The sequence below is a fragment of the Kitasatospora sp. NPDC058184 genome (genome assembly GCF_042883725.1).
Taxonomy (GTDB): domain Bacteria; phylum Actinomycetota; class Actinomycetes; order Streptomycetales; family Streptomycetaceae; genus Kitasatospora.
On the sequence record NZ_JBHVVE010000001.1, the window covers coordinates 92,485 to 116,300 of the forward strand.

Genomic DNA, 23,816 nt, shown 5'->3' on the forward strand with positions numbered 1-23,816 from the left:
CGACCGGGACGGTTGTGGCGGGCACATGGCCTGAACCGCCACGTCCGGAAGGGAAGGAATCACGAGATGAGCAACACGGTCGAGCTGACCAAGGAGAACTTCGACGAGATCGTCCCGGGCCCGGAGGGCAAGGACTTCGTCTTCATCGACTTCTGGGCCGGGTGGTGCGGGCCGTGCCGCCAGTTCGCCCCGGTGTACGAGAAGGCCGCCGAGCGCCACTCGGACCTGGTCTTCGCCAAGGTGGACACCGAGGCGCAGCAGGAGCTGGCGGCCGCGTTCGACATCCAGTCGATCCCGACGCTGGCGATCATCCGTGAGGGCGTGCTGGTCTTCTCGCAGCCCGGTGCGCTGCCGGAGGCGGTGTTCGAGGACCTGATCGGCCAGGCCCGCGAGCTGGACATGACCGAGGTGAAGCGCAAGGTCGCCGAGGAGCGGGCGGCCGGCGGCCAGGCCTGATCCGGACGTCCGAAGACAGGCCCCAAGGCCCGGGGAGCTGAAGCTCCCCGGGCCCTCGGCATGCCCGCTCCCCGCTCTCCGGGGCCGTCCGCCGCCGCACCCGCCGTCACGACGGCTCGGCGCCCCAGGCGGCGAGCCGGTCCGCGAGCGCCCGCACCTCGGCGCGCAGTGCGGCGGGTTCCCGGACGGTGAACGGCCACCCGAGGCCGGCCAGCAGCACCGCGACGCCGTCCAGGTTCTGCGCCCGGGCCCGCAGCAGCACCCGGTCCTCGGCGAGTTCGGTGAGCGTGCCGACGGCGGGCGGCAGCCGGCGGCGGGCCTCGGCGAGGGTGGTCCGCAGCTCGACCTCCACCCGGTGCCGCCAGGGCGCGCCGGCCAGCGACTCCACCACCCGCTGGACCGGGTCGTAGTCCTCCGGCGGCTCGAAGCCGGCCTCGCCCTGTTCGACCCGGGTGATCCGGTCCAGCCGGAAGGTGCGCGGCTCGCCGCTGCGGTGGTCGAGCCCGGTGGTGTACCAGCGCCCGGAGTGGAAGACCAGCCCGTACGGGTCGAAGTCGCGTTCGCTGGGCCGGTCCTCCCGGTCCCGGTAGGCGAGCCGCACCCGGCGACGGCGGCGGGCCGCCTCGGCCAGGGTGAACAGCGCGGCGGCGGCCGGGCCGGGGCCGGTGGCGGGTGTGGCGGTCAGTCCGAGGGTCTGTTCGACGGCCGCCACGCGCTCGCGCAGCGGCTGCGGCAGCACCCGCTGGATCTTGGCGAGGGCCGTCCCGGTGGCCTCCTCCCCCACCGACAGGCCGGAGCTGCGGCCGGCCAGCAGGCCGAGCACGACGGAGGCGGCCTCGTCCGGGGTGAGCATCAGCGGCGGCAGCCGGTAGCCGGGCCGCAGGCGGTAGCCCCCGTAGCGGCCGCGGTCGGCCTCGACGGGGATGCCGAGTTCGGTCAGCCGGGCGACGTAGCGGCGGACGGTGCGCTCGTCCACGTCGAGCCGGGCGGCCAGGTCGGCGCCGGTCAGGCCGGGGCGGTCCTGGAGCAGTTCCAGCAGGGCGAGGACGCGGCTGACCGGGTGTTCCATCGCGCGCACTCCTTTCCTCGGCGGAAATCCGGGCGACTTCTGTCCGGATCCGATCCTAGAGTCGGCGGTGGAGGAGGCCCCGCCTCGATGGAGCCCCTCGCGGGCCGCCCGTCGAGACGTCCACGGCTCGTCGCGGCCTCCCCGGACTTCCCACCGACGAAGGAGCGATCCGCCATGAGCACGTTCGTACTGGTCCCCGGATTCTGGATCGGCGCCTGGGCCTGGGACGAGGTGGCCGCGCCGCTGCGCGCGGCCGGGCACCGGGTGTACGCCGTCAGCCTGCCCGGAGTGGGCGAACGCGCGGGCGAGGAGGGCGAGTTCGGGCTGGAGGACCACATCGCCGACCTCGCCGGACTGCTGGTCCGGGAGGACCTGTCGGATGTCGTCGTGGTCGCCCACAGCGGCGCCTGCGCCCCGGTGGGCGGGCTCGCGGACCGGATGCCGGAGCGGATCCGCCGGGTGGTCTACCTGGACAGCGGCCCGCTGATCGACGGCTCGTCGGTGTACGACCTCTGGCAGCCCGACTACCAGAAGACGGCCGATGCCTCGGTGGTCGACGGCCGCCTCCCGCTGCCGTCCTGGGAGTACCTGGGCGAGCAGGGCACGAGCACGGCGGGGCTGGACGAGGCCGCCCTCGCGTCCATCCGCTCCCGCTCCACCCCGCACCCGGCCGGGGCGTTCCGGGACCGGCTGCGGCTGACCGGCGCCGGGGCGGCGCTGCCCCAGGCGCTGGTCTCCTGCTCCTTCCCGCTCTCCCAGGTGCGCGAGCTGATCGCCGCCGGGCACCCGTACTTCGCCGGGATGTCCGGGCCGAACTGGGAGCTGCGCGAACTGCCCACCGGGCACTGGCCGATGTTCTCCCGCCCGGCCGACACGGCGGCGTTGCTGGCGGAGCTCGCCGCGCTCTGAACCCGCCTGTCCGGCCGCCGGTCCGTCTCCTCGCCCTGTCCTGTCCGTGCCCGGTGGTGCGCCCCACGGCGCCCTCGGCGTGTCCGTCCGTCGCGCAACCGCGCCCGGACCGGCAGGATGGGGCCCACGCCGTACCCGAGCGAGGAGCGAGCACCCGTGCGCGAGCAGCCCAGCCGGACCGAACCGCCGGACGCCGTGCCGGAGTTCCGGCCGGACGGCGGTCCGGGGCCGGCCGGCCCGCGGCGTGCCCGGCTCGGCTCCCGCGCCCGGCTCACCCCGCGCTCCCTTCTCGCCCCACGCGTCCCGCGCTCGCGCGACCGGCGCGAGAAGTGGCCGCGGTGGGCGGTCCGGGTCACGCTCGGGTACGGAACCGCAGGCGGCAGCGGCGGGCCCGGGGTCGGGCGCGACCGGCCGCTCGACACCCGTGGGCGCACGCCCGCCGCCCCCGCCCGGCGGGCCGGGGCGGCCATCGAGACGACGGAGGACAGGGCATGACCAGCACCGCCGAGGAGTACGACGTCATCGTCCTGGGGGCCGGTCCGACCGGCGAGAACGTGGCCGACCGGACGGTCGCCGCCGGGCTGCGCACCGTGATCGTGGAGGCCGAGCTGGTCGGCGGCGAGTGCTCGTACTGGGCCTGCATGCCGAGCAAGGCGCTGCTGCGGCCGGTGGCCGCGCTGGCCGACGCCCGCGCGGTGGCCGGCTCCCGGGAGGCGGTCGGCGACCGGCGGCTGGACCCGGCCGCGGTGCTGGCCCGGCGGAACTCCTTCACCTCCGACTGGAAGGACGACGGCCAGGTGGAGTGGCTGCGGGACACCGGCATCGAGCTGGTGCGCGGCCACGGCCGGCTGGCCGGGGTGCGGACGGTGACGGTGGAGGCCGAGGACGGCAGCGAGCGGGTGCTCACCGCCCGGCACGCCGTCGCGGTGTGCACCGGCAGCCGCCCGGTGCTGCCCGCGCACGTGCCGGGGCTCGCCGAGGCCCACCCGTGGACCAACCGGGAGGCGACCGGGTCGCAGACCGTCCCCGGGCGGCTGGCGGTGGTCGGCGGCGGGGTGGTCGGGGTGGAGATGGCCGCCGCCTGGCGGGCGCTCGGCTCCGAGGTGGTGCTGCTGGTCCGCGGTGACGGGCTGCTGCCGCGGATGGAGCCGTTCGCGGGCGAGCTGGTCGCGGAGGGCCTGCGGGCGGCCGGGGTGGACCTCCGCTTCGGCACCGAGGTCACCGCGCTGGAGCGGGCGGACGGCTCCGGGCCGGTGACCCTCACCCTCGCCGCCCGGGACGGCCGGAACGGGGACGGAAAGGGCGGGGACGGCCAGGGCGGGACCGGGACGCTGACCGTCGACGAGGTGCTGTACGCGACCGGCCGGGCCCCGCGCACCGCCGACATCGGGCTGGAGCAGGTCGGCCTGAAGCCGGGCGGCTGGCTGGAGGTGGACGACAGCTGCACGGTGCTCGGCGTGGACGGCGCGGAGGGTGTGGACGGCGCGTGGCTCTACGCCGTCGGGGACGTCAACCGCCGGGCGCTGCTCACCCACCAGGGCAAGTACCAGGCGCGGATCACCGGCGCGGCGATCGCCGCCCGCGCCGAGGGGCGCCCGCTGGACACCTCGCGCTGGGGCGCGCACTCCGCGTCCGCCGACCTGGCGGGCGCGCCCCAGGTGGTGTTCACCCAGCCCGAGGTCGCCGCCGTCGGCCTGACCCGGGCCGCCGCCGAGGCCGCCGGACTGCGGGTGCGGACCGTCGACCACGAGATCGGCTCCGTCGCCGGGGCCTCGCTGTACGCCGACGGCTACCGCGGCCGGGCCCGGGTGGTCTTCGACCTGGACCGGCAGGTGATCGTCGGCGCCTGCCTGGTCGGCCCCGGGGTCGCCGAGCTGCTGCACTCGGCGACCGTCGCGGTGGTCGGCGAGGTGCCGATCGACCGGCTCTGGCACGCGGTGCCCTCGTACCCGACGATCAGCGAGGTCTGGCTGCGGCTGCTGGAGGACTGCCGGGGGTAGCGGCGCCCCCGGCACGGACGGCCCCCCGGGCGGTCGGCGCGGCGAGATGTGACCACCGGTGGACGGCGGGACACTGGCACTCGGGGGCCGTCCCGGGGGGCCGTTGCTCGTGACCAGGTGGTGTGAGACATGACCGAGGTGCTGTTGGCCGTCGGAACCGAGAAGGGCCTCTTTCTCGGCCGCAGCCGCGACCGGCTGACGTGGGAGTTCAGCGGGCCGCACTTCCCGATGAACGCGATCTACTCCGTCTCCGTCGACCGCCGCGACGGCCGGACCAGAGTGCTGGCCGGCGCCGACAGCAGCCACTGGGGGCCGTCGATCTGGCGCTCCGACGACCTCGGCGCGAGCTGGTACGAGCCCCCGCGGCCGGCCATCCGCTTCCCGGAGTCCACCGGCGCCTCGCTCACCCGGGTCTGGCAGCTCCAGCCCGCCGGGGCGGAGGCCCCCGGCGTCGTCTACGCGGGCACCGAGCCCGCCGCGCTGTTCCGCTCCACCGACGGCGGCGAGACCTTCGCCCTGGTCGAGGCGCTCTGGAACCACCCGCAGCGGCCGCAGTGGGGCGCCGGCTACGGCGGCCAGGGCCTGCACACGATCCTGACCGACCCGCGCGACCCGCAGCGGCTGCTGGTCGCCGTCTCCAGCGGCGGCGTCTACCGCAGCAAGGACGGCGGCGACAGCTGGCAGCCCTCCAACACCGGCCTGCGCGCCGAGTTCCTCCCGGAGGAGAGCCAGTACCCGGAGTTCGGCCAGTGCGTGCACAAGATCGCCCCGGACCCGGTCCACCCGGACCGGCTCTACCTCCAGAACCACGGCGGCGTCTACCGCAGCGACGACTGGGGCGCGAGCTGGCGCTCGATCGTGGACGGCCTGCCCGCCGAGTTCGGCTTCGCCGTGGCCGCCCACCCCCGCCGGGCCGACACCGCCTACGTCTTCCCGCTCGGCGGCTCGGACGACCGCATCCCGCCCGGCCGCCGCTGCCGGGTCTTCCGCACCACCGACGCCGGCACCAGCTGGCAGCAGCTCGCCCACGGCCTGCCCGGCGAGGACCACTACGGCATCGTGCTGCGCGACGCCCTGCGCACCGACGACGCCGACCCGGCCGGGATCTACTTCGGCAACCGGACCGGCGACGTGTACGGCAGCCGGGACGAGGGCGAGAGCTGGTCCCTGCTGGTCTCCCACCTGCCGGACGTGCTCTGCGTCCGGGCCGCGGTGGTGGCCTGACCCGGTGGCTGCCTGATGCGGTGCCGGCCCGACGCGGTGGTGGCCGGAAATAACCGGTTGCCGGACGGCGGGGCCTCGGTGAACATGGCCGCCGACGAACGATCACGCGATTGTGGGGTGGGCCATGGCCGAGGACTGGGTGGTCAGGCGGGGTACCGACGGCGAGCCGGTGCTGCGCTACCTGCTGGACGAACGGGAGGGCCGGCCCTGGGCCGACCTGCTGGAGGTCCTGGACGAGTCGGTGGACGCCGCCGCGTTCGTCCGGGCCGAGCTGCCCGGCTGGGTGGTCTCCGGCCCGCCCGGGCTCGGGCAGGAGCTGGTGGCGCACGGCGCGCGGGTGCTGCGGCACGCCCACACTTTCCGCCGCGACCTGCGCGCCGACCCCCCGCCCGCCGACTGGGCCGGGACGCCGCTGCGCGAGGGCCTGCGCGCGGTGCCCTGCGACCGCGCGCCCGAGGAGCTGTACGAAGCCTGGCGGGCCGCCTTCGCCCCCGACCACGTCGACTTCTACCCGGGCGAGGACGCCCGGGTGGTGGCCGAGCGGATCACCCCACTGCTGGAGGGCGAGGTCATCGGCCCGGTGCTGCCGTCCAGCCTGCTCGCCGTGGACGCCGAGGACCGCGTGGTCGCCGGGCTGATCCTCACCGACCGCGACGGCCTGCCCTGGATCGGCGACGTCTTCCGCCACCCGGAGCGCGGCTACCGCGGCCTCGGCGCCGACCTGCTGCGCCGCGCCGTCGGGGACGCCGCCGAGCGCGGGCTCGCCGACGTGACGCTGGTGGTGTCCGAGGGCAACCCGGCCCGCCGGGTCTACGAGTCGCTGGGCTTCCTGCTCCAGGAGACGTCACTGACGGTGGTCGTGCCCGACGCCTGAACCCCTGGGCCTCCGAACCCCTGAGCCGGGTGGCCGGGCCGCCGGACACGTGCGCCCGGGCTACTTCCTGTGCCCGCCCTCGATCCGGGCGCCGCGCACCACGACCATGGTCAGGCCGACCGCGACCAGCAGCTCCGCCCAGAAGAACGCCGCGTAGTCCAGCAGCGAACCGATCGGCGGGCTGCCGGGCGCGGCGTTGCGCATGCCGACCAGGGCGAACAGCGTGGCCGCCATCCAGCCGAGGGCGGGCCAGACGATGCCGCGCCGCTGGCGGACGATCAGCCAGGCCGCCACCAGCACGGACAGCGCCAGCGCCCACATCGCGGCCATCATGAACCAGGCCAGGATGAAGGTGCTGCGCGAGCGGCTGATCCGCTCGGTCACCACGACGGCGCCGCCCTCGCTCTGCTGCTCGGCCTGCTTGAAGACGAAGAAGGGGTCGGCCTCCTCCACGCCGATCACCACCGGGACGGGCTGCCCGCCGGCGGTGGCCTGGAAGCCGATCAGCGCGTGGTAGTGGTCGAAGGGGTAGTCGGTGACCCGGCCGTCGAGGAGGCTGAACGCCACCGCGCCGGAGGCGACCTGCTGCCCGGCCGGGTACCTGAGCACGGTCTGCTCCAGCGAGGTGGTCTCCAGCACCACGTCCCGGGCCGGGACCAGCAGGCTGTCCGGCTGCTCCAGGGCGCCGTGCGGGTGGACCAGGACCTTCGCGGTGAGCGTCTGCGCCGCCGCGTCCACCCGCTGGAGCGTCACGTCGACCTCCAGGAAGTCCGGGCCGGGCACCGTCCCGACCACCTGGACGCGGCCGCGGCTGGAGCGTTCGTCGAGGTAGAGCAGCAGCCCGGCGACGACGGACAGCACGATCGCCGCCACCACGGCGTACGCGCGCCAGGGCCTGACCTTCGGCCGGGGAGCGGTGCCCGCGCCGCGCGCCCGGGCGTGGACGCGGACCCGCGGCCGGGCCGCCGGGCGCGTGCGCCGGACGGCCCGCCGGTGCGGCGGCGCGCCCATCGGCCTGCTCATCGGCCTGCTCCACGGTCGGCGGTGGCGGCTGCGGGTGCCGCCTGTCCCGCCACCCTCCGGGCGGCCGCGGCCGGGGCGCAACCGCAGAGGGCCGATCGGGCGGGCCCGAGACTCGGCAAAGACGCTGGTCGGAGGGGCTGTGTAGGCTCAACGGTCATGGCGAGGGTGACACGGGACGATGTGGCGCGGGTGGCGGGGACGTCCACGGCGGTCGTGAGTTATGTGATCAACGACGGGCCGCGGCCGGTGGCGGCGGCGACCCGGGCGCGGGTGCTCGCGGCGGTCGAGGAGCTCGGCTACCGGCCGAACCGGGTCGCCCAGGCGATGGCCCGGCGGCGGACCGACCTGCTCGGGATGGTCGTCCCGGACGCCCGCCAGCCCTTCTTCGCCGGGCTCGCGCACGCCGTCGAGCAGGCCGCCGCCGAGCACGGCCGACTGCTGCTGATCGGCAACTCCGACTACGCCGACGAGCGCGAGGCGCACTACATCCGCGCCTTCCTCGGGATGCAGGTGGACGGTCTGGTCCTGGTCACCCAGGACCCGGCCACCCCCGGGCTGACCGGCTTCGACGTGGCCGACGGCACCCCGGTGGTGCTGCTGCACCACCGGGCGGAGAGCACCGGCGGCGTCGCCGTGGTCGCGGACGACCAGGGCGGCGCCCGCGAGGTGGTCCGCCACCTGCTCGGGCACGGGCACGCCGAGGTGCACTGCTTCGGCGGCACCCTCGCGCTCAGCCCGCACGACCCGGTCACCGGGCGGACGGCCGGCTGGCTCGCCGCGCTGGAGGAGGCCGGGCTGCCCACCGAGGGACGGCTCACCCCGGCGCCGTTCGACCGGGTCCGGGCGCACGCCGAGGCGCTCGCCCTGCTCGCCCGTCCCGACCGGCCGTCCGCCGTGTTCTGCACGACGGACGACCAGGCGATCGGCCTGCTGCGGGCCGCCGACGACCTCGGCATCCGGGTGCCGGAGGACCTCGCGGTGGCCGGCTTCGACGACATCGCCGAGGCGGTGATCGCCGGGCCCGCGCTGACCACCGTCACCACGGCGCAGGACGAGATGGCCCGCGCGGCGGTGGAACTGGTCCTCGGCGGGCCGGAGCGCCGCGCCCAGGGCGCCCGCACCTTCCCGGCCCAGCTGGTGGTCCGGCGCTCCTGCGGCTGCCCGCCGGGGACAGCGCGGGGCTGAGGCCGGGGGGCGACCCCGGACCGGCCGGGCAGCGGCGCGGGGCTGGCGTCGGGGACGGCGCGGGCGCCTCAGCCTTCGAGCAGTTCGTCCGCGAGCAGGTCCATCAGCAGGTTGTCGTGCCAGGTGCCGTCCGGCCCGCGCTCGTACTGGCGCATGGTGCCGACGGTGCGGAAGCCGACCTTGGTGTAGCAGCGGATCGCGGCGAGGTTGTCCGCGGCCGGGTCGATCACCAGCCGGTGGTAGTGGTGGTCGTGCACCAGGTACCGGGCCATCGTGCGCACGGCGTCGGTGCCCAGGCCCAGGCCGTGCACCGTCGGGTCGAGGTAGAGGTCCATCCCGGCGTGCCGGTACTCGTCGTCGTTGTTGGCGTACCACTGGATGGCGCCGACCACCTTGCCGCCGAGGTCGATCGCGAAGGTCTCGGTGCCGGGCGACTCCAGGTCGTTGGCGACCTCGTCGGCCAGGTCGTCACCGCCACGCCAGCGTTCGAACACCTCGGGCGTGCCGCGGATGGCCGCCAGCGCCGGGATGTCGTCGCCGGTGGCCGGGCGGAGCGTGACCAAGGTGCCGTGCAGAATCGTCCCCATATGGGGCATGTTGGCACGGAAACCCGGCTCCGGCGAGTGTTTTCGACCCGCCGTCCGGCCCCTTCCGGCGTGCGGCCTCGGGGCCGGGGCCGCACGCGCGCGAGGCGGGCGCCCGGGCGTCAGGCGGTGGGGCGCGCCGGGTCGCCGAGGGGGCCGAGCCAGACGGCCGTGACGGCGCTGACGTAGCGGGCGCCGCAGTGGTCGCCGGGGACGACGAGCTGCGGACCGGCGGCGTCCAGCGGGGCGCCGTCCATGCTGGTGGCGAGCAGGATCTCCTGGCCGCCGAAGTCCGGGTCGATCTCGGCCCAGGAGACCACCGCCCGGTGGCCGTCGGCGCCGGCCACCGAGAGCAGGAAGCGCAGCCGCTGCTTGCGGCCGGAGAAGTCGATCCGGGGCCGGGCCGCGCGCAGCACGTCCAGCAGCGCCGGGCCCTCGTAGCCGTGGCGCTGCTCGCCCGCGGTCCGGCAGTCGAAGCTGACCTCGACCCGGCGGGCGGGGAGGGCACGCAGCTGCGCCACCGTCAGCTCGGCGGGGCGGTCGAGGTGTCCGTGCAGTCGGACGGTGGGTCTCGCCGGGGTCATGGGTGCTCCCTCCTCCCGGGCCACGGCTCCGCGGCCCGGGTGGAGGAGTACCCGAGCAGTGGCCGGAGCATTCGCAGATGCGATGGATCGGGCGGACTTCCACTCGCAGGTGCGGGCCCTGGGCCCGGGTGGCGGCTGTCGGCGGGGCCGGTCCTACGGGGTCTCGTCCTGGCGCAGCCGGGCACTGACCGCGCCGAGCCCCTCGGCGAGCACCGCGAGCTGCTCGCGGCTGAGCACGTCGATCAGCAGCTCGCGCACCAGGGCGACGTGCCCGGGCGCGGCCTGGCGCAGCGCCTCGCGGCCCTGGTCGGTGAGTTCGGCGATGACGCCGCGCACGTCGCTGGGGCAGGAGCGGCGGGCGACCAGGCCGGCCCGCTCCAGCTGGGTGACCTGGTAGGTGAGGCCGCTCTTGGAGGTGACCAGCCTGTCGGCGAGCTCGGTCATCCGCAGCGAGTCGCCGGGGGCGGCGGACAGGTGCACCAGGATCTCGTACTGCTGGTGGGAGAGTCCGGAGTCGTCCTTGAGCTGGCGTTCCAGCCGCCGGTTCAGCAGGTTGCTCGCGACGACGAAGCCCCGCCAGGCGGCCGCCTCGTCCGGGTCCAGCCAGCGGGGTTCGTTCAGTGTGGACATGGGGTGAAGCCTACTCCTGTTGTTCAAATTCGAACGAAGGTGTACCGTCGGTTCCGTAAAGGTTCAAATTTGAACTACCTGTCGGACTACCTGCCGGTCGAACGGCCCCGAGGAGGACGCCATGAGCACCGCGGCCCCTGAGCGCATGCCCGCCCTGTACCTGTCGCACGGCGCGCCGCCGCTGGCCGACGACCCGGTCTGGCCGGGCGAGCTGGCCGCCTGGTCCGCCGACCTGCCCCGGCCCAAGGCCGTCCTGATGGTCTCCGCCCACTGGGAGGAGGCCCCGCTCGCCCTCGGCGCCGTCACCACCGTCCCGCTGGTCTACGACTTCTGGGGCTTCCCCGAGCACTACTACCGGGTCCGGTACGCCGCCCCCGGCGCGCCGGACCTCGCCGAGCGCGTGCGCAAGCTGCTGCGCGCCCCCGGCACGCCCGTCCAGGACATCCCCGACCGCGGGCTCGACCACGGCGCGTACGTCCCGCTGGTGGAGATGTACCCGGACGCCGACATCCCGGTGCTCCAGGTCTCGCTGCCCACCCTCGACCCGCAGCGGCTGATGGAGATCGGCCGCAGGCTCGCCCCGCTGCGCGACGAGGGCGTGCTGATCGTCGGCAGCGGCTTCTTCACCCACAACCTGCGGGCGCTCAGCAACGACGGCCGGATCACCTCGGTGATGGCCGAGTTCGACGACTGGGGCCGGCGCGCCCTGGAGGCCCACGACCTCGACGCGCTGCTCGACTTCGAGCACAAGGCCCCGGCCGGACGCCTGGCCCACCCGCGCACCGAGCACTTCGCCCCGCTGTTCGTCACCCTCGGCGCCGGCGAGGCCGACCTGGACAGCCAGCGCAGCGTCATCGACGGGTTCTGGATGGGCCTGGCCAAGCGCTCGATCCAGCTGGGGTGAACCCCTCCCCTTTGAGCACCCCGCCCACCGGACGCCTCACAGCCCTCACAGGGAGCAGCAGGTGAACCGCTCGCCGATGTGCTCGGGCTGCTCGATCTCGTCCACCAGAGCGACCGCGTAGTCCGCCACCGAGATCCGGCTCTGCCCCTCGGCATCGGTGAGCAGCTGGTCCAGGCCGGTGCGGTAGCGGCCGGTCCGCTCCCCCGGGCCGATCTCGGCGGCCGGGCTGAGCACCGTCCAGCGCAGGTCGGAGACCGTCCGGTAGTAGTCCAGCGCCGCGCCGTGGGCGTGCATGATCTGGAGGAGCGGCTCCGGCAGGCCCGGGGCGTCCCAGACCCGCACGCCCGGCGCGGTCTCCAGGTTGCCCGCCCCGCCGACCGCGATCAGCCTGGGCGCCGCGCCGCCCAGCGTGCGCAGGCCTTCGACCAGGGAGCGGGCGGCGGGCTCGACCAGCGCCTGGTGGCCCGGGCCGTCGCCGCCGCCGACGGCGCTCACCAGGACGTCCCGGCCGGCCGCGACCCGGGCCACGTCCGCCGGGTCCAGCACGTCGGCGCGCTCCACGGCGGCGGCCGCGCCCCGGTAGCGGTCCGGGTCCCGGACCACCACGGTGACCTCGTGCCCGCGCGCCGCCGCCTCCCTGACGACCGCGCTGCCGATGGTGCCGCCGGCGCCGATCACGGCGATTCTGGCCATGGGTACCTGCCTGGGTGCTCGCGGGTGGGGCGGCGTCGGACCGCGGGACGCTGGATCGCAGGGCGCCGGACGCGCCGGACGCGCCGGACAGGACCGATTATCGGACGAACTCCCGGCGCGAGCCGGGGCACTGGGCCTATCGTGTGACGCCCCGGACACCCCGGACGCCCCGTCGAAGGAGTGGTCATGCGCAACGGCGACGCCGTACGAACCGCCAACGGCGACGCCGTACGGACCGCCCTGGACGCCGCCCTGGCCGTCCTCGCCCCGCACACCGGGAACCGCGACTGGGACGCCCCCGCCGGACTCCTGGAGTGGAGCTGCCGCGACACCGCCGCCCACATCGCCCACGACCTGCTCGCCTACGCCGGCCAGCTCGCCGCCCGCCCCCGCGACCGCTACCTGCCGCTGGACCTCACCGTCCGGCCCGAGGCCGACCCGGCCCAGGTGCTCACCGTGGTCACCGCCGCCGGACACCTCCTCGCCACCGCCCTGGACGCCGCCCCGCCCGAGCTGCGCGCCTACCACCACGGCCCCTGCGACCCGCTCGGCTTCGCCGCGATGGGCGTCGCCGAGACCCTGCTGCACACCCACGACATCACCCGCGGCCTCGGCCTGCCCTGGCAGCCGCCCGCCGAACCGTGCCGCTTCGCGCTCGACCGGCTCTTCCCGCACGCACCGCGGGAGCCGGATGCCCACCCGGCGGAGGTCCTGCTCTGGTGCACCGGGCGCGGGGAACTGAACGGCCGCCCGCGCAAGTCCTCGTGGACCTGGCGGGCGGCCATGGGCGAGTGGCCGGACTGATCCGACCGGTCAGGCGCTCCCGGTGGCGATCCGCTCGGCCTGGCTGCGCTCGATGCAGAACTCGTTGCCCTCCGGGTCCCCGAGGGTGACCCAGCCCTTGCCGTCCGGGAGGCGGTGGTCCGCCAGCACGGTCGCCCCGAGGGCGACCAGGCGCTCCACCTCCTCGTCCCGGCTGCGGTCCTGCGGCTGGAGGTCGAGGTGGACCCGGTTCTTCGCCGCCTTGCCCTCGGGCACCCGGATGAAGAGCAGCGAGGCGCCGGCGGAGTTCACCACCGCCTCCTCGTCGCACGGGTTGTCGTCCTCGCCCAGGGTGCCGTCCAGCGCCTGCGCCCAGAAGGAGGCCAGGGCGTGCGCGTCGCCGCAATCGATCGTCACATGTCGTACCAGAGATGCCATCCGCCTACTCTGACCTGCGCGGTTCGGGTTCGTCCAGCCATTTGCGGGAGTGCCGGTGGCCGTCCAGCGGAAAGGGCGGGAAGGGCGGGAGCAGTTCCACGAACGGGTAGCCGGCCTTCTCCGCGACCCGGCAGGAGGCGGGGTTGTCCACCTGGTGCAGCAGGTCGATCCGGCGCAGGCCGCCCTCGGCGAAGGTGGCGAAGGCCCAGGCGGTGAGGGCCTCCACCGCGCGCGGGGCCACCCCCCGGCCACGGGCCGGGGCTGCCGTCCAGTACCCCACCTCGGCCGTCTCCCCGCCGGGTACGGGGTACTTGAGGGCGACGTTGGCGACGAGCTCGGCGCCGTCCAGGACGGCGAAGCTGTACCGGGTGCCCGCCGCACGGCCCTCCTCCTGGAGGCGCAGCCAGTGCGCGGCCTCCTCGGCGTCGCCGACCGGGGTCCGGGTGAAGCGGCGCAGGGTCGCGTCCCGGTAGGCCTCGATCAGGGCCGGCGCGTCGGCGTCCTCGAAGGGGCGCAGCAGCAGGCCGTCGGCCCTCAGGGCGGCGGTCACTTGAGGCCCTCCCAGCCCCAGCGCGGGGTCGGGCCGGGATCGCCGAGGTCGGTGCCGGCCGGGGAGCCGGAGACGTCCTCGGCGATCCTGGTGCCCCAGTCGAAGTACTCCAGCACCCGGCGGCGCAGCAGTTCGTCCTCGGGCAGCTCCGCGCGGACGGCCTCGGCCATCAGCTCCATCCAGCGCAGCCGCTGCTCCTCGGTGACGGCCAGGCCCAGGTGGGCGCGGAGCAGCGCCTGGTGGCCGCCCAGTCGGTCGGTGTAGCCGGTCGGGCCGCCGAACACCTCGGCCAGCCAGACCGCGACGTGCTCGATGTGGGTGGGGGTGAAGTCGGCGAAGACCGGCGCGAGCAGGGGGTCGGCGAGGGCGCCCCGGTAGAAGGTCCGGCTGAGCCGGCGCAGGACGTCGATGCCGCCGACGGCCTCGTAGAGCGTGCCGGGCCGTTGGTCGTTCATGGCTGTGCTCCCCGTGGGTGAACCGTATGTTGCGACCTTCCTAGCAGCCGGAGGGCCCGGTCGGCGCGGCCCCGGGCCCGCTGTTCGTGCCGGGCTCGGCGGGCGGAGGCCCGGGCTCCCCCGCCCGGGCCCGGGTGGCGGGCGGGGTGGGCCCGGGTGCGCGGCGTCCTGGCGGACCGACCCGACGGCTCCGCCGTTCCCGCTTGACCCTGACGCTGGCGGCAGGGTCGGAGGGTGGGCCCATGGACGACGAGAGCGGGACGCGGAACCGGGTCGTGGTGGTCACGGGGGCCGGGACGGGGATCGGGCGGGAGACGGCGCTGGCCTTCGCCGCCGAGGGGGCGCGGGTGCTGGCGGTGGGGCGGCGACCGGAGCCACTGGCCGCGACGGCCGCCGCGTACCCGGCACTGATCGAGCCGCTGGCCGCGGACGTGACCGGGCCCGGGGCACCGGAGGAGATCGTCCGGGCGGCACTAGAGCGGTTCGGGCGGCTGGACGTGCTGGTCAACAACGCGGCGATCGTACGGAGCGGGCAGGGGATCGGCGGCTTCGACCGCGCGGGCGTCGAGGCGCTGCTGGCGACCAACCTGGTCGCCCCGGTGCTGCTCGGCCAGGCCGCGGTGCCGGCGCTGAGCGGGAGCCGGGGTGTGGTGGTCAACGTCAGCACCTCCGTCGGGCAGCGCGGCTGGCCGAGCAACTCGGTGTACGCGGCGACCAAAGCGGCGCTGGAGACGGTCACCCGCAGCTGGGCGGTGGAGCTGGCGCCGCGCGGGATCCGGGTGGTGGCGGTGGCGCCCGGGGCGATCGACACCCCGATCGGCGACCACTCCGGGTACGGCCCCGAGCAGCGGGCGGCGATCCGGAAGTGGCAGATCGAGCACACCCCGCTGGGCCGGATCGGCCGCCCCGAGGAGGTGGCCTGGGCGATCACCCGACTCGCCTCGCCGCAGGCCTCGTTCGTGACCGGCGTAGTGTTGCCCGTGGACGGCGGCGCGCTGGTGGGCTGACCGGGAGGGGACGGGTGGCGGTGCGGATCGGCGAGCTGGCGGCCCGGACCGGCAGTACCGCGCGCGCTCTGCGGCACTACGAGCAGGCCGGGTTGATCGACTCCGAGCGCGCGCCGAACGGCTACCGCGAGTACGGCGAGCCGGCGGTCGTCCGGGTGCGCAACATCCGTGCGCTGGTGGCCGCCGGGCTCACCCTGGAGGACCTCCGCCCCCTGCTGGGCTGCCTGGACGGGGACGTGCTGGCGGTCCGGCCGTCCGAGCAGGTGCTGGGGATCGCCCGGCGGCGGCTGGCGGTGCTGGAGCGCCGGATCGCCGCCCAGACGGAGGCCCGGGACCGGCTGGCGGCGGCGCTGGCGGCGGCCGGGGTGAGCGCGGACGGGGCCGACGCGGACGGAGCCGAGACGGACGGGGCGGTGGCGGGCGGGGTGAGCACGGACGGGGTGGGCGCGGACGGGTGACACCCCCGATCGGGGGTGTGCAGGGGGCGGGTGGGGGAGGACAGTGGCCCCATGCAGATTCCACTCTCCGTGATGGACTTCCTCGACCGGGCCGAGCTGGTCTACGGCGACCGGGTCGGCATCGTCGACGAGCCCGTGCAGCCGGCCGAATCCTGGGGCGAGCTGAGCTACCGCAGGGTCGCCGAACTGGCCCGGGCCCAGGCCGCCGGGCTGGACCGGCTCGGTGTCGGGCCGGGCGAGCGGGTCGCGATCGTCTCGCACAACTCGGCCCGGCTGCTGACCTCCTTCTTCGGGGTGAGCGGGTACGGCCGGGTGCTGGTGCCGGTGAACTTCCGGCTGAAGGCCGAGGAGGTGTCGTACATCGTCGAGCAGAGCGGCGCCTCCGTTCTGCTGGTCGACCCCGAGGTCGCCGACGCCCTGGACGGGGTGGTGGCCAAGCACAAGTTCGTGCTGGGCGCGGCCAGCGACGCCGTGCTGTACGACACCGACGCCACCCCGCGGCGGTACGCGGTGGACGAGAACGACACCGCCACCATCAACTACACCAGCGGAACCACCGCCCGCCCCAAGGGCGTTCAGCTCACCCACCGCAACGTCTGGCTGAACGCGACGCTGATGGCCCTGCACTACGGGGCCGGCGACCGGGACGTCTACCTGCACACCCTGCCGATGTTCCACGCCAACGGCTGGGGCCTGCCGTTCTCGCTCACCGGCCTGGGCGCCCGGCACATCGTGCTGCGCAAGGTGGACGGCGCGGAGATCCTGCGCCGGGTCGAGCGGCACGGGGTGACCTTCCTGTCCGGCGCGCCCGCCGTGGTCCAGATGGTGCTGGACGCGGCCGCCGACTGGGACGGCCCGGTGCCCGGCCGGGACCGGGTGCGGCTGGTGGTGGCCGGCGCCCCGCCGCCGACCTCGGTGATCCAGCAGGTCGAGGAGCAGCTGGGCTGGGAGTTCATGCAGCTCTACGGTCTGACCGAGACCTCCCCGGTGGTCACGGTCAACCGCTCGCGGGCCGAGTGGGACGCGCTGCCGGCCGCCGAGCGGGCCGAGAAGCTGGTGCAGGCCGGCTCCCCCGCGCTCGGCACCCGGCTGCGGGTGGACGCGTCCGGCGAGGTGCTGGTGCGCTCCAACACCGTGCTGGACGGCTACTGGCAGCAGCCGGAGGCCTCGGCCGAGGCGCTGCGGGACGGCTGGTTCCACACCGGCGACGGCGGCACCCTCACGGACGGCCTGCTGACCATCTCCGACCGCAAGAAGGACGTCATCATCAGCGGCGGGGAGAACGTCTCCTCGATCGAGGTGGAGGACTGCCTGTACGACCACCCGGCGGTCGCCGAGACGGCGGTGATCGGGGTGCCGCACGAGAAGTGGGGCGAGACGGTGAAGGCGCTGGTGGTGCTCCGGGAGGGCCACGAGGCCGTCACCGAGGCCGAGTTGATCGCGCACTGCAAGCAGCGGCTGGCCGGCTACAAGTCGCCCACCACGGTGGAGTTCCGGGATGCCCTGCCGCGCACCGCCACCGGGAAGCTGCAGAAGTTCCGGCTGCGCGAGCCGTACTGGACCGGGCGGGAGCGCCGGGTCAACTGAGGCCGCGCCGGGGGTCCGTCAACCGACGAGCCCCGACTCCCGCGCCGCGAGGGCGAGTTCGGTCCGGTTGCGGACCCCGAGCTTGTGCATCGCGGACTTGAGGTAGCCCGTCACCGTGTTGCAGGTCAGGCCCAGTCGGGCGGCGATCTCCGGGTTGGTCCGGCCGGTCGCCGCCCAGCGCAGCACCTCGTGCTCGCGCGGGGTCAACGGCGGTACGGGGGCGGCCGTCCGGGGCTTGTCGAAGGGCTTGTCGAAGGGCTTTCCACAGGACTGCTCGCAGGGCTTTCCGCCGGGCCGTTCGCGGCTCCAGGCGGCGGCCCCGGCCAGTGCCCGGGTCGCCGCCTTCGCCAGCGTGCCGACCGCGGAGATCCGCACGTCCCCGAACGGGACGACGGCGCGCAGCGAGGCGTACACCACGCCGTGCACGGTGTCGCCGTCCATCAGCGGGACGGTGAGCATCGCGTACAGGTCCTCGGCGGCCACGGCCGCGTCGTAGTGGTGCGAAATGGTCGTCGCCGCACGGTAGTCGGGCACCCAGCTGGGCGCGCGTTCGGCGAGCGCCCGGCCGCCGAGGCCGAGTCCGGCCGGGACGGGCACGTCGTGCAGCAGGTCGGCCCGGGTGCCGGCCCAGTGCCGCAGTACCATGCCCTCGCTGCCGGGACGGCTGCCGGGCAGCGGCTCGGGCACGCCGACCAGGCCGACGTCGGCGCCGCACTCGGCCACCACCCGGCGGGCGAGGTCGCCGAGCACGGCGTCCCGCACCAGCTCGGCGGCGCGCGCGGCGAGTTCGGGGTCCTCGGGTCGCGCGGCGTCGGCGACGGGGTGCGCAGGATGGGGGTCCGCAGCCCTGGTCATCGCGGAATTGTCACACGCGGTGCGGCCGGTGGCGAGAGTCCTGACGTGCGTGTTTCGTGGAGTGGCGGACGCCGCCGCCGGGCCGGGCGTAGTGTGCGGCCGTAGGCTACCGGCGGGTAGCAACTGCCGTGACCGGAAAGGGAGCCGATGACCGAGCCGAACGCGCCGGGCGACGTGCTGGGCGGCCTGCTGGCGGACCTGCGGGCCGAGAGCGCGGTGCTGGACGACCTGGTCGCCGGGCTGCCGGCCGAGGAGTGGGCCCGCCCGACCCCCGCCGAGGGCTGGACGGTGGCGCACCAGATCGCCCACCTGGCCTGGACCGACGACTGGACGGCCCTGGCCGCGCGCGACCCGGAGGGCTTCGGCGCTTCGCTCGGCGGGCACTTCACCGAGCTGCTGGCGGCCGGCGCCGACCCGGTCGAGGACGGCGCCCGCGCCGGACTGTCCGCCGGGCCCGCGGCGCTGCTCGCCCGCTGGCGGACCGGACGGGCGGAGGTGCTGGCCGCGCTCGACGCCGCCCCGGCCGACGTCCGGCTGCCCTGGTTCGGCCCGCCGATGAAGCCCGCCTCGATGGCGACCGCCCGGCTGATGGAGACCTGGGCGCACGGCCAGGACGTCGCGGACGCGCTCGGCGCCACCCGCGAGCCCACCGACCGGCTGCGGCACATCGCCCACCTGGGGCTGCGCACCCTGGGCTTCGCCTTCACCCTGCACGGACTGGCCGTGCCCGAGCGCCCGGTCCGGCTCGACCTGACCGCGCCCGACGGCGGGTCCTGGTCCATCGGCCCGGCCGGGGCGCGGGACGTGGTGGCCGGCCCCGCCCTGGACTTCTGCCTGCTGGTGACCCAGCGCCGGCACCGGGACGACCTCGCCCTCACCGCCACCGGGCCCGTCGCCACCGCCTGGCTCCCGATCGCCCAGGTCTTCGCCGGGGCGCCGGGCAAGGGGCGGCCGCCCGGGGCGTAGGGCGGCGCACCAGGCAAGGCGCGGCGGCCCGGGGCGCGGGCGGGGCGCCGGGGTTGGTTGAATGGCGCCCATGGACGACCTGCTCAACCGACTGCCCGCCATCCCCGACCTGCGCGACCGCTGCCGCGCCCTCGCCACGCTCGACGCGATCCTCAGCCCCGACGACTGGGAGGCGCGGTACCACTCCTTCGACGCCTCCTGGGACGAGGGCGAGGAGTTGGCCTCGATGCGCGACGGCGAGGGCGACGACTGGTGCCTGGTCTTCTCCCCCGTCGGCGCCTACGGGCGCGGCTTCGACCACGAGGCGCCCAACGCCCCGGAGCTGCTCGCGGCCGTGCCCGAGGAGTTCCGCCGCTTCGCCGAGGAGCCCGCCTTCGGGGACGAGGACGGGCCGACGGTCACCCGCTGCTTCTGGCGCGCCCACGAGGACGGCGCCTGGCGGGGCGCGGACGCCGAGCGGGGGGCGGAGGGCCTCTTCGACCTGCTGCTGGACGGCTCGGCCGCCGGGTACCGGGCCTGGGCCACGGAGTACTTCGAGCCGGAGCACGAGCTGGACCTCGCCGCGATCGAGCACGTCCTGGCGCTGCGCCCGCTCACCCCGGCCGTGCTGGCGGCGCTCAACCCGGACATCGACGAGGAGGAGCTCGCCGTCGACCTCGCGGAGATCGGCTACCCCGCCGCCTGACGTATCGTCACATCTGTTGGGCAGTACGGGTACACCACTCCTTCCGGCGATGGGCCGGAGCCTTCCGGGGTGGTGGAATGCCCGCATGATCCGTACACGTGCCATGCGCACCGCACTGTCCTTCACCGCCGCCCTGCTCGCCGTCGGCGGCCTGGCCGCCACCCCCGCCCAGGCCGCCGTCGCGGCGCCCGCCCCCGTGGTCGCCGGGGCCCAGGTCCGGGCGGCCACCCCGGCCGCCCAGCAGGTGCTCACCTTCCTGGCGGCGTACCGCGACGCCGTGGAGGGCGGGGGCGGCACCGAGAGCCCGCGGCAGGTCCGCGAGCAGTACCTCTCCCCGTACCTGAACTACCGGCTGGACCAGTGGGCGATGCAGAACGACGCCGATCCGGTGTTCCGCGCGCAGAACGTCCCGGCGAGCTGGTCGGCCCAGCAGGTCAAGGAGGAGGAGGGCTACGCCTCCGTCCGGCTGACCGAGTTCTGGAGCGGCGGGGGCAGCCAGGACGTCTGGTACACCGTCCGCCTCACCGACCTGCGGATCTTCGACCTCGGCGACCGGCCCGCCTTCTAGCCGCACCCCGACGCGGCGACGCGCGCCGCTTCACAGGCACACGCCGGCCCGCCCCGTTCAGAGGCCGATCCGGAGCGGGGTGAGCCGGGTGGCGACCAGGTTGGTCGCACCCCGGTCGCGCTCGACGCGGCCGTGCACCAGCAGTCCGGCCCGGTCCAGGGCGGTGCGGCGCTGGGACTCCCAGACCGGGCGGTTGCAGATCACGTTGATCAGCCCGGTCTCGTCCTCCAGACTGAGGAAGAGCACCCCGCCGGCCGTCGGCGGCCGCTGCCGGTGGGTGACCAGGCCGCCGACCACCACCTCCGTTCCCGGTGGCACATCCGGGAGTTGGGCGGCGCTGAGCGCGCCGCCGCGGTCCAGGTGGGCGCGCAGGTGCTGGAGCGGGTGGCTGGTGGCCGAGGTGCCGGTGGCCCACAGGTCGGCGATGGTCTCCTCGACCGGGCTCATGCCGGGCAGCTCCGGCGCCTCGGTCCCGGGGGTGGTGCCGGGGATCAGGCCGTCCGAGATCCCGGCGAACGCCCCTGCCGCCCACAGCGCCTGACGCCTCGTCAGTTCGAAGCAGTCGAAGGCCCCCGCCGTCGCCAGCGCCTCCAGGGCGGGACCGGGCAGGCCGGTGCGGCGGGCGAAGTCCTCCAGGTCGGCGTACGGCTGCCCGGCCACGATCGCCTCGGCCTGCGGGGTGCCGATGCCGCGCACCGTCTCCAGACCGAGCCGGATCGCCGGCTGCGGGCGTCCGGCGGTCAGCGGCGGTTTCGGGGTCGGCCCCCGGTACGGCTCCAGGGTGGGCCGCGCCCCACTGGCGTTGACGTCCACCCCGCGCACCCGCACGCCGTGCCGCCGGACGTCCGCGACCAGGCTGAGCGGCGAGTAGAAGCCCATCGGCTGGTTGGCCAGCAGGGCGCAGGTGAAGGCCGCCGGGAAGTGGTGCTTCAACCAGGCGCTGGCGTACACCAGGTAGGCGAAGCTGATCGCGTGGCTCTCCGGGAAGCCGTAGTTGGAGAAGGCCTCGATCTTGCCGTAGACGTCCTCCGCCACCTCGGCCGGGATGCCGCGCTCGGCCATCCCGGTGAGCAGCCGCTCGCGCAGCCGGGCGACCCGCTCGTGCGAACGCTTGGCGCCCATCGCCTGGCGCAGCCGGTCGGCCTCCTCCGGGGTGAACCCGGCGCAGTCGATGGCGAGTTGCATCATCTGCTCCTGGAACAGCGGCACCCCGAGGGTCTTGCCGAGGGCGTTCTCCATCAGCGGGTGCGGGCAGCCGGGCGGCTCCGCCCCGGCGCGGCGGCGCAGGTACGGGTGGACGGAGCCGCCCTGGATCGGGCCGGGGCGGATCAGCGCCACCTCGACCACCAGGTCGTAGAAGTGGTCCGGCTTGAGCCGGGGCAGGGTCGCCATCTGGGCCCGGGACTCGACCTGGAACACCCCGACGGTGTCCGCCCGGCGCAGCATCGCGTACACGCCCTTGTCGTCGTCCGGGATGGTGGCCAGGTCGTAGCGCAGGCCGTGGTGCTCCGCGACCAGGTCGCAGGCGTCGTGCAGGGCGGCGAGCATGCCCAGGCCGAGCAGGTCGATCTTCACCAGCCCGGCCCCGGCGATGGACTCCTTGTCCCACTGGAGCACGGAGCGCCCGGGCATCCGGGCCCACTCGGTGGGGCAGATCTCGCCGATCGGCTCCTTGGTGAGCACCATGCCGCCCGAGTGGATGCCCAGATGGCGGGGCAGGCCGTGGAGCTGGGCGGCGAGTCGGAGCACGTCGGCGGGGATGACCGCGTCCGCGCCGGGGGCGGAGCGGAAGTCGGTCTGCCGGCTGAACGCGTCCACCTGCCCCTGCGGGTAGCCGAGCACCCGGGCGGCGTCGCGGATCGCCAGCCGGGGCCGGTAGGTGATCACGTTGGCGACCTGGGCGGCGTGCTCGCGCCCGTAGCGGCGGTAGACGTACTGGATGACCTCCTCGCGGCGGCGGTTCTCGATGTCCAGGTCGATGTCGGGCGGCCCGTCCCGGGCGGTGGAGAGGAAGCGTTCGAACAGCAGCTTGTAGTGGACCGGGTCGACGGCGGTGATCCCGAGGGCGTAGCAGACCGCCGAGTTGGCGGCCGAGCCGCGGCCCTGGCACCAGATGTCCCGGCTCCGGCAGAAGTCCACGATGTCGTGCACGATCAGGAAGTAGCCGGCCAGGTCGAGGTCCTCGATCACGTCCAGCTCCTTGGCGAGCTGACGGCGGGCGGCCGCGTTGCCGGAGCCGAAGCGGGCCGGGCCGCCGGCCGCGACCAGGGCGCGCAGGTGGCCGATCTCGGTCCCGCCCGCGGGGACGGGGAAGCCGGGCAGCTCCGGGTCCAGCCGGGCGAAGTCGAAGGCGCAGGCCCGGCCGAGTTCGGCGGTGGCCCGCTGCACCCCGGGGAAGCGGGCCAGCCGGCCGGCCATCTCGCGGCCCGAACGCAGGTGCGCGGTGCCGGCCGCGCTGGTCCAGCCGACCGCGTCCTGGAGGGTGCGGCGCTCGTGCAGGGCGGCGAGGCTCTGCGCGAGGCGGCCCTGGGCGGGGCCGGCGTGGTGGGCGTTGGTGGAGGCGACGACGGGGAGCCGCGCCTTCGCCGCGAGGGCGGCGAGGGCGTCGTTGCGCCGGTCGTCGCCGGGCAGCCACTGGTCGATCAGCTCGACGTGGACGTTCTCCGGGCCGAACGCCTCGGCGAGGGTGCGGAGCCTGCGCTCGGCCTCGCCCTGGTCCGGGCCGTGCCTCCCGGCGAGCGCGGCGGGGACCCGGCCGAGGCGGCAGCCGGTGAGCACCGCCCAGTGGCCGTCGTGCGCCCCGGCGAGCGCCCCGAGGTCGTACACCGGGTTGCCCTTGGCGCCGCCGGCCAGCTGGGCGGCGGCGATCGCGGCGGAGAGGCGGCGGTAGCCGGCCGGGTCGCGGGCGAGGACCAGGAGGTGCTCCTCCGTCCCGCCGTCGCGGCCCGTCCCGCCGTCGCGGATCGTCAGCTCGGCGCCGAACACGGTGGCCAGGCCCGTGCCCCGGGCCGCCTCGGCGAGCCGGACGGCGGCGTACAGGCCGTCGTGGTCGGTGATCGCGAGGGTCTCCACGCCGAGCCGGACCGCCTCGGCGACCAGGTCCTCCGGGTCGCTGGCGCCGTCCAGGAAGCTGAAGGCGGAGTGGACGTGCAGTTCGGCCCAGGGGGTGGCGGGCTGCTCCGGTGCGGCGGGCTTCTCCGGTGCGGCGCATTCGGGAGCCGGGGCGGGGCGGCGCAGCGGGACGACCGTACGGTCCGGCGCCGCGCCGGTCAGCCGGCGGTGCAGCTCGCTCCAGGGGAGCGTGGGGTGGCTGGTGAAGCCCATCGGGGGTTGCCTTCGTCGTTCTCGTG

General features: G+C 75.5%; 26 protein-coding genes. 15 read left to right on the plus strand and 11 right to left on the minus strand.

Annotation, left to right across the window (positions count from 1 at the left end):
• Positions 1–66: 66 nt before the first annotated feature.
• Positions 67–456, plus strand: coding sequence for a co-chaperone YbbN (locus tag ACFVXH_RS00330; protein ID WP_049655132.1), 390 nt, complete (start codon positions 67–69; stop codon positions 454–456).
• A gap of 106 nt (positions 457–562) precedes the next feature.
• On the opposite strand, the gene ACFVXH_RS00335 is transcribed toward ACFVXH_RS00330, so the two are convergent.
• Entirely contained in the window at positions 563–1,525 is a 963-nt protein-coding gene (locus ACFVXH_RS00335; protein WP_049655133.1) for a YafY family protein, read from the minus strand.
• 174 nt (positions 1,526–1,699) lie between these two features.
• Here ACFVXH_RS00335 and ACFVXH_RS00340 point away from each other — a divergent pair, with 174 nt between their 5' ends.
• From ACFVXH_RS00340 to ACFVXH_RS00360, 5 genes are all read left to right on the plus strand, one after another.
• Positions 1,700–2,434 carry an alpha/beta fold hydrolase gene (locus ACFVXH_RS00340; RefSeq protein WP_387819269.1) on the plus strand — a complete coding sequence of 245 codons (735 nt, stop codon included), beginning with the start codon at positions 1,700–1,702 and terminating at the stop codon, positions 2,432–2,434.
• Positions 2,435–2,590: 156 nt separating this feature from the next.
• A complete protein-coding gene (locus ACFVXH_RS00345) occupies positions 2,591–2,929 on the plus strand; it encodes a hypothetical protein (RefSeq protein WP_375875212.1) in 339 nt (112 codons plus the stop codon).
• Entirely contained in the window at positions 2,926–4,434 is a 1,509-nt protein-coding gene (locus ACFVXH_RS00350; RefSeq protein WP_387819271.1) for a dihydrolipoyl dehydrogenase family protein, read from the plus strand. The genes ACFVXH_RS00345 and ACFVXH_RS00350 overlap by 4 nt, the downstream gene beginning before the upstream one ends.
• A 129-nt stretch (positions 4,435–4,563) precedes the next feature.
• Complete coding sequence (locus ACFVXH_RS00355; protein ID WP_074002277.1) at positions 4,564–5,658, plus strand: glycosyl hydrolase; 1,095 nt, start codon at positions 4,564–4,566, stop codon at positions 5,656–5,658.
• Between the two features lie 124 nt (positions 5,659–5,782).
• Positions 5,783–6,532 (plus strand): GNAT family N-acetyltransferase, encoded by a 750-nt coding sequence (locus tag ACFVXH_RS00360; protein ID WP_387819273.1) that lies wholly within the window; start codon positions 5,783–5,785, stop codon positions 6,530–6,532.
• A gap of 60 nt (positions 6,533–6,592) precedes the next feature.
• On the opposite strand, the gene ACFVXH_RS00365 is transcribed toward ACFVXH_RS00360, so the two are convergent.
• Positions 6,593–7,555 (minus strand): DUF4436 family protein, encoded by a 963-nt coding sequence (locus ACFVXH_RS00365; RefSeq protein ID WP_387819275.1) that lies wholly within the window; start codon positions 7,553–7,555, stop codon positions 6,593–6,595.
• Positions 7,556–7,711: 156 nt separating this feature from the next.
• Here ACFVXH_RS00365 and ACFVXH_RS00370 point away from each other — a divergent pair, with 156 nt between their 5' ends.
• Positions 7,712–8,740, plus strand: a complete 1,029-nt coding sequence (locus tag ACFVXH_RS00370) for a LacI family DNA-binding transcriptional regulator (protein WP_375875215.1) — start codon at positions 7,712–7,714, stop codon at positions 8,738–8,740.
• Positions 8,741–8,808: 68 nt separating this feature from the next.
• Here ACFVXH_RS00370 and ACFVXH_RS00375 read toward each other — a convergent pair whose 3' ends face one another.
• The 3 genes from ACFVXH_RS00375 to ACFVXH_RS00385 form a co-directional block, all read right to left on the minus strand.
• On the minus strand, positions 8,809–9,327 hold the full coding sequence (locus ACFVXH_RS00375) for a GNAT family N-acetyltransferase (protein ID WP_049654760.1): 519 nt from the start codon (positions 9,325–9,327) through the stop codon (positions 8,809–8,811).
• A gap of 119 nt (positions 9,328–9,446) precedes the next feature.
• Entirely contained in the window at positions 9,447–9,908 is a 462-nt protein-coding gene (locus ACFVXH_RS00380) for a molybdopterin-dependent oxidoreductase (RefSeq protein WP_387819278.1), read from the minus strand.
• Positions 9,909–10,061: 153 nt separating this feature from the next.
• Positions 10,062–10,529, minus strand: coding sequence for a MarR family winged helix-turn-helix transcriptional regulator (locus tag ACFVXH_RS00385; protein ID WP_074002590.1), 468 nt, complete (start codon positions 10,527–10,529; stop codon positions 10,062–10,064).
• A gap of 130 nt (positions 10,530–10,659) precedes the next feature.
• Between ACFVXH_RS00385 and ACFVXH_RS00390 the strand changes: the two genes are divergently transcribed.
• Complete coding sequence (locus ACFVXH_RS00390) at positions 10,660–11,442, plus strand: dioxygenase (protein WP_387819280.1); 783 nt, start codon at positions 10,660–10,662, stop codon at positions 11,440–11,442.
• A 45-nt stretch (positions 11,443–11,487) separates the two neighbouring features.
• Here ACFVXH_RS00390 and ACFVXH_RS00395 read toward each other — a convergent pair whose 3' ends face one another.
• A complete protein-coding gene (locus ACFVXH_RS00395; RefSeq protein ID WP_387819282.1) occupies positions 11,488–12,135 on the minus strand; it encodes an NAD(P)-dependent oxidoreductase in 648 nt (215 codons plus the stop codon).
• Between the two features lie 186 nt (positions 12,136–12,321).
• Between ACFVXH_RS00395 and ACFVXH_RS00400 the strand changes: the two genes are divergently transcribed.
• A complete protein-coding gene (locus ACFVXH_RS00400; protein WP_387819284.1) occupies positions 12,322–12,939 on the plus strand; it encodes a maleylpyruvate isomerase N-terminal domain-containing protein in 618 nt (205 codons plus the stop codon).
• Between the two features lie 9 nt (positions 12,940–12,948).
• On the opposite strand, the gene ACFVXH_RS00405 is transcribed toward ACFVXH_RS00400, so the two are convergent.
• Genes ACFVXH_RS00405 through ACFVXH_RS00415 form a run of 3 tightly spaced genes read right to left on the minus strand, consistent with a single transcriptional unit; the run spans position 12,949 to position 14,340 of the window.
• Complete coding sequence (locus ACFVXH_RS00405; RefSeq protein ID WP_049654752.1) at positions 12,949–13,335, minus strand: VOC family protein; 387 nt, start codon at positions 13,333–13,335, stop codon at positions 12,949–12,951.
• A 4-nt stretch (positions 13,336–13,339) separates the two neighbouring features.
• A complete protein-coding gene (locus ACFVXH_RS00410) occupies positions 13,340–13,885 on the minus strand; it encodes a GNAT family N-acetyltransferase (protein WP_387819286.1) in 546 nt (181 codons plus the stop codon).
• On the minus strand, positions 13,882–14,340 hold the full coding sequence (locus ACFVXH_RS00415) for a group II truncated hemoglobin (RefSeq protein ID WP_387819288.1): 459 nt from the start codon (positions 14,338–14,340) through the stop codon (positions 13,882–13,884). Before ACFVXH_RS00415 ends, ACFVXH_RS00410 begins: the two co-directional genes overlap by 4 nt.
• A gap of 242 nt (positions 14,341–14,582) precedes the next feature.
• Here ACFVXH_RS00415 and ACFVXH_RS00420 point away from each other — a divergent pair, with 242 nt between their 5' ends.
• The 3 genes from ACFVXH_RS00420 to ACFVXH_RS00430 are packed head-to-tail and all read left to right on the plus strand — an operon-like array spanning position 14,583 to position 17,392.
• On the plus strand, positions 14,583–15,347 hold the full coding sequence (locus tag ACFVXH_RS00420) for an SDR family NAD(P)-dependent oxidoreductase (RefSeq protein ID WP_387819289.1): 765 nt from the start codon (positions 14,583–14,585) through the stop codon (positions 15,345–15,347).
• Between the two features lie 20 nt (positions 15,348–15,367).
• Positions 15,368–15,805 carry a MerR family transcriptional regulator gene (locus ACFVXH_RS00425; protein ID WP_387819863.1) on the plus strand — a complete coding sequence of 146 codons (438 nt, stop codon included), beginning with the start codon at positions 15,368–15,370 and terminating at the stop codon, positions 15,803–15,805.
• 51 nt (positions 15,806–15,856) lie between these two features.
• Positions 15,857–17,392: an AMP-binding protein gene (locus ACFVXH_RS00430; protein ID WP_074002268.1), complete on the plus strand. Its 1,536-nt coding sequence runs from the start codon at positions 15,857–15,859 to the stop codon at positions 17,390–17,392.
• 18 nt (positions 17,393–17,410) lie between these two features.
• Here the strand turns inward: ACFVXH_RS00430 and ACFVXH_RS00435 are convergent, their stop codons facing one another.
• Entirely contained in the window at positions 17,411–18,247 is an 837-nt protein-coding gene (locus ACFVXH_RS00435) for a LuxR C-terminal-related transcriptional regulator (protein ID WP_375875219.1), read from the minus strand.
• Positions 18,248–18,394: 147 nt separating this feature from the next.
• On the opposite strand from ACFVXH_RS00435, the gene ACFVXH_RS00440 reads away from it, so the two are divergent.
• The 3 genes from ACFVXH_RS00440 (at position 18,395) to ACFVXH_RS00450 (ending at position 20,466) form a co-directional block, all read left to right on the plus strand.
• Positions 18,395–19,213 (plus strand): TIGR03084 family metal-binding protein, encoded by an 819-nt coding sequence (locus ACFVXH_RS00440; protein WP_387819292.1) that lies wholly within the window; start codon positions 18,395–18,397, stop codon positions 19,211–19,213.
• Between the two features lie 70 nt (positions 19,214–19,283).
• Positions 19,284–19,898: a hypothetical protein gene (locus ACFVXH_RS00445; protein ID WP_387819294.1), complete on the plus strand. Its 615-nt coding sequence runs from the start codon at positions 19,284–19,286 to the stop codon at positions 19,896–19,898.
• Positions 19,899–19,983: 85 nt separating this feature from the next.
• Entirely contained in the window at positions 19,984–20,466 is a 483-nt protein-coding gene (locus ACFVXH_RS00450; RefSeq protein ID WP_387819296.1) for a hypothetical protein, read from the plus strand.
• A gap of 57 nt (positions 20,467–20,523) precedes the next feature.
• Here the strand turns inward: ACFVXH_RS00450 and ACFVXH_RS00455 are convergent, their stop codons facing one another.
• Positions 20,524–23,790, minus strand: a complete 3,267-nt coding sequence (locus tag ACFVXH_RS00455) for an error-prone DNA polymerase (protein WP_387819298.1) — start codon at positions 23,788–23,790, stop codon at positions 20,524–20,526.
• Between the last annotated feature and the right edge of the window lie 26 nt (positions 23,791–23,816).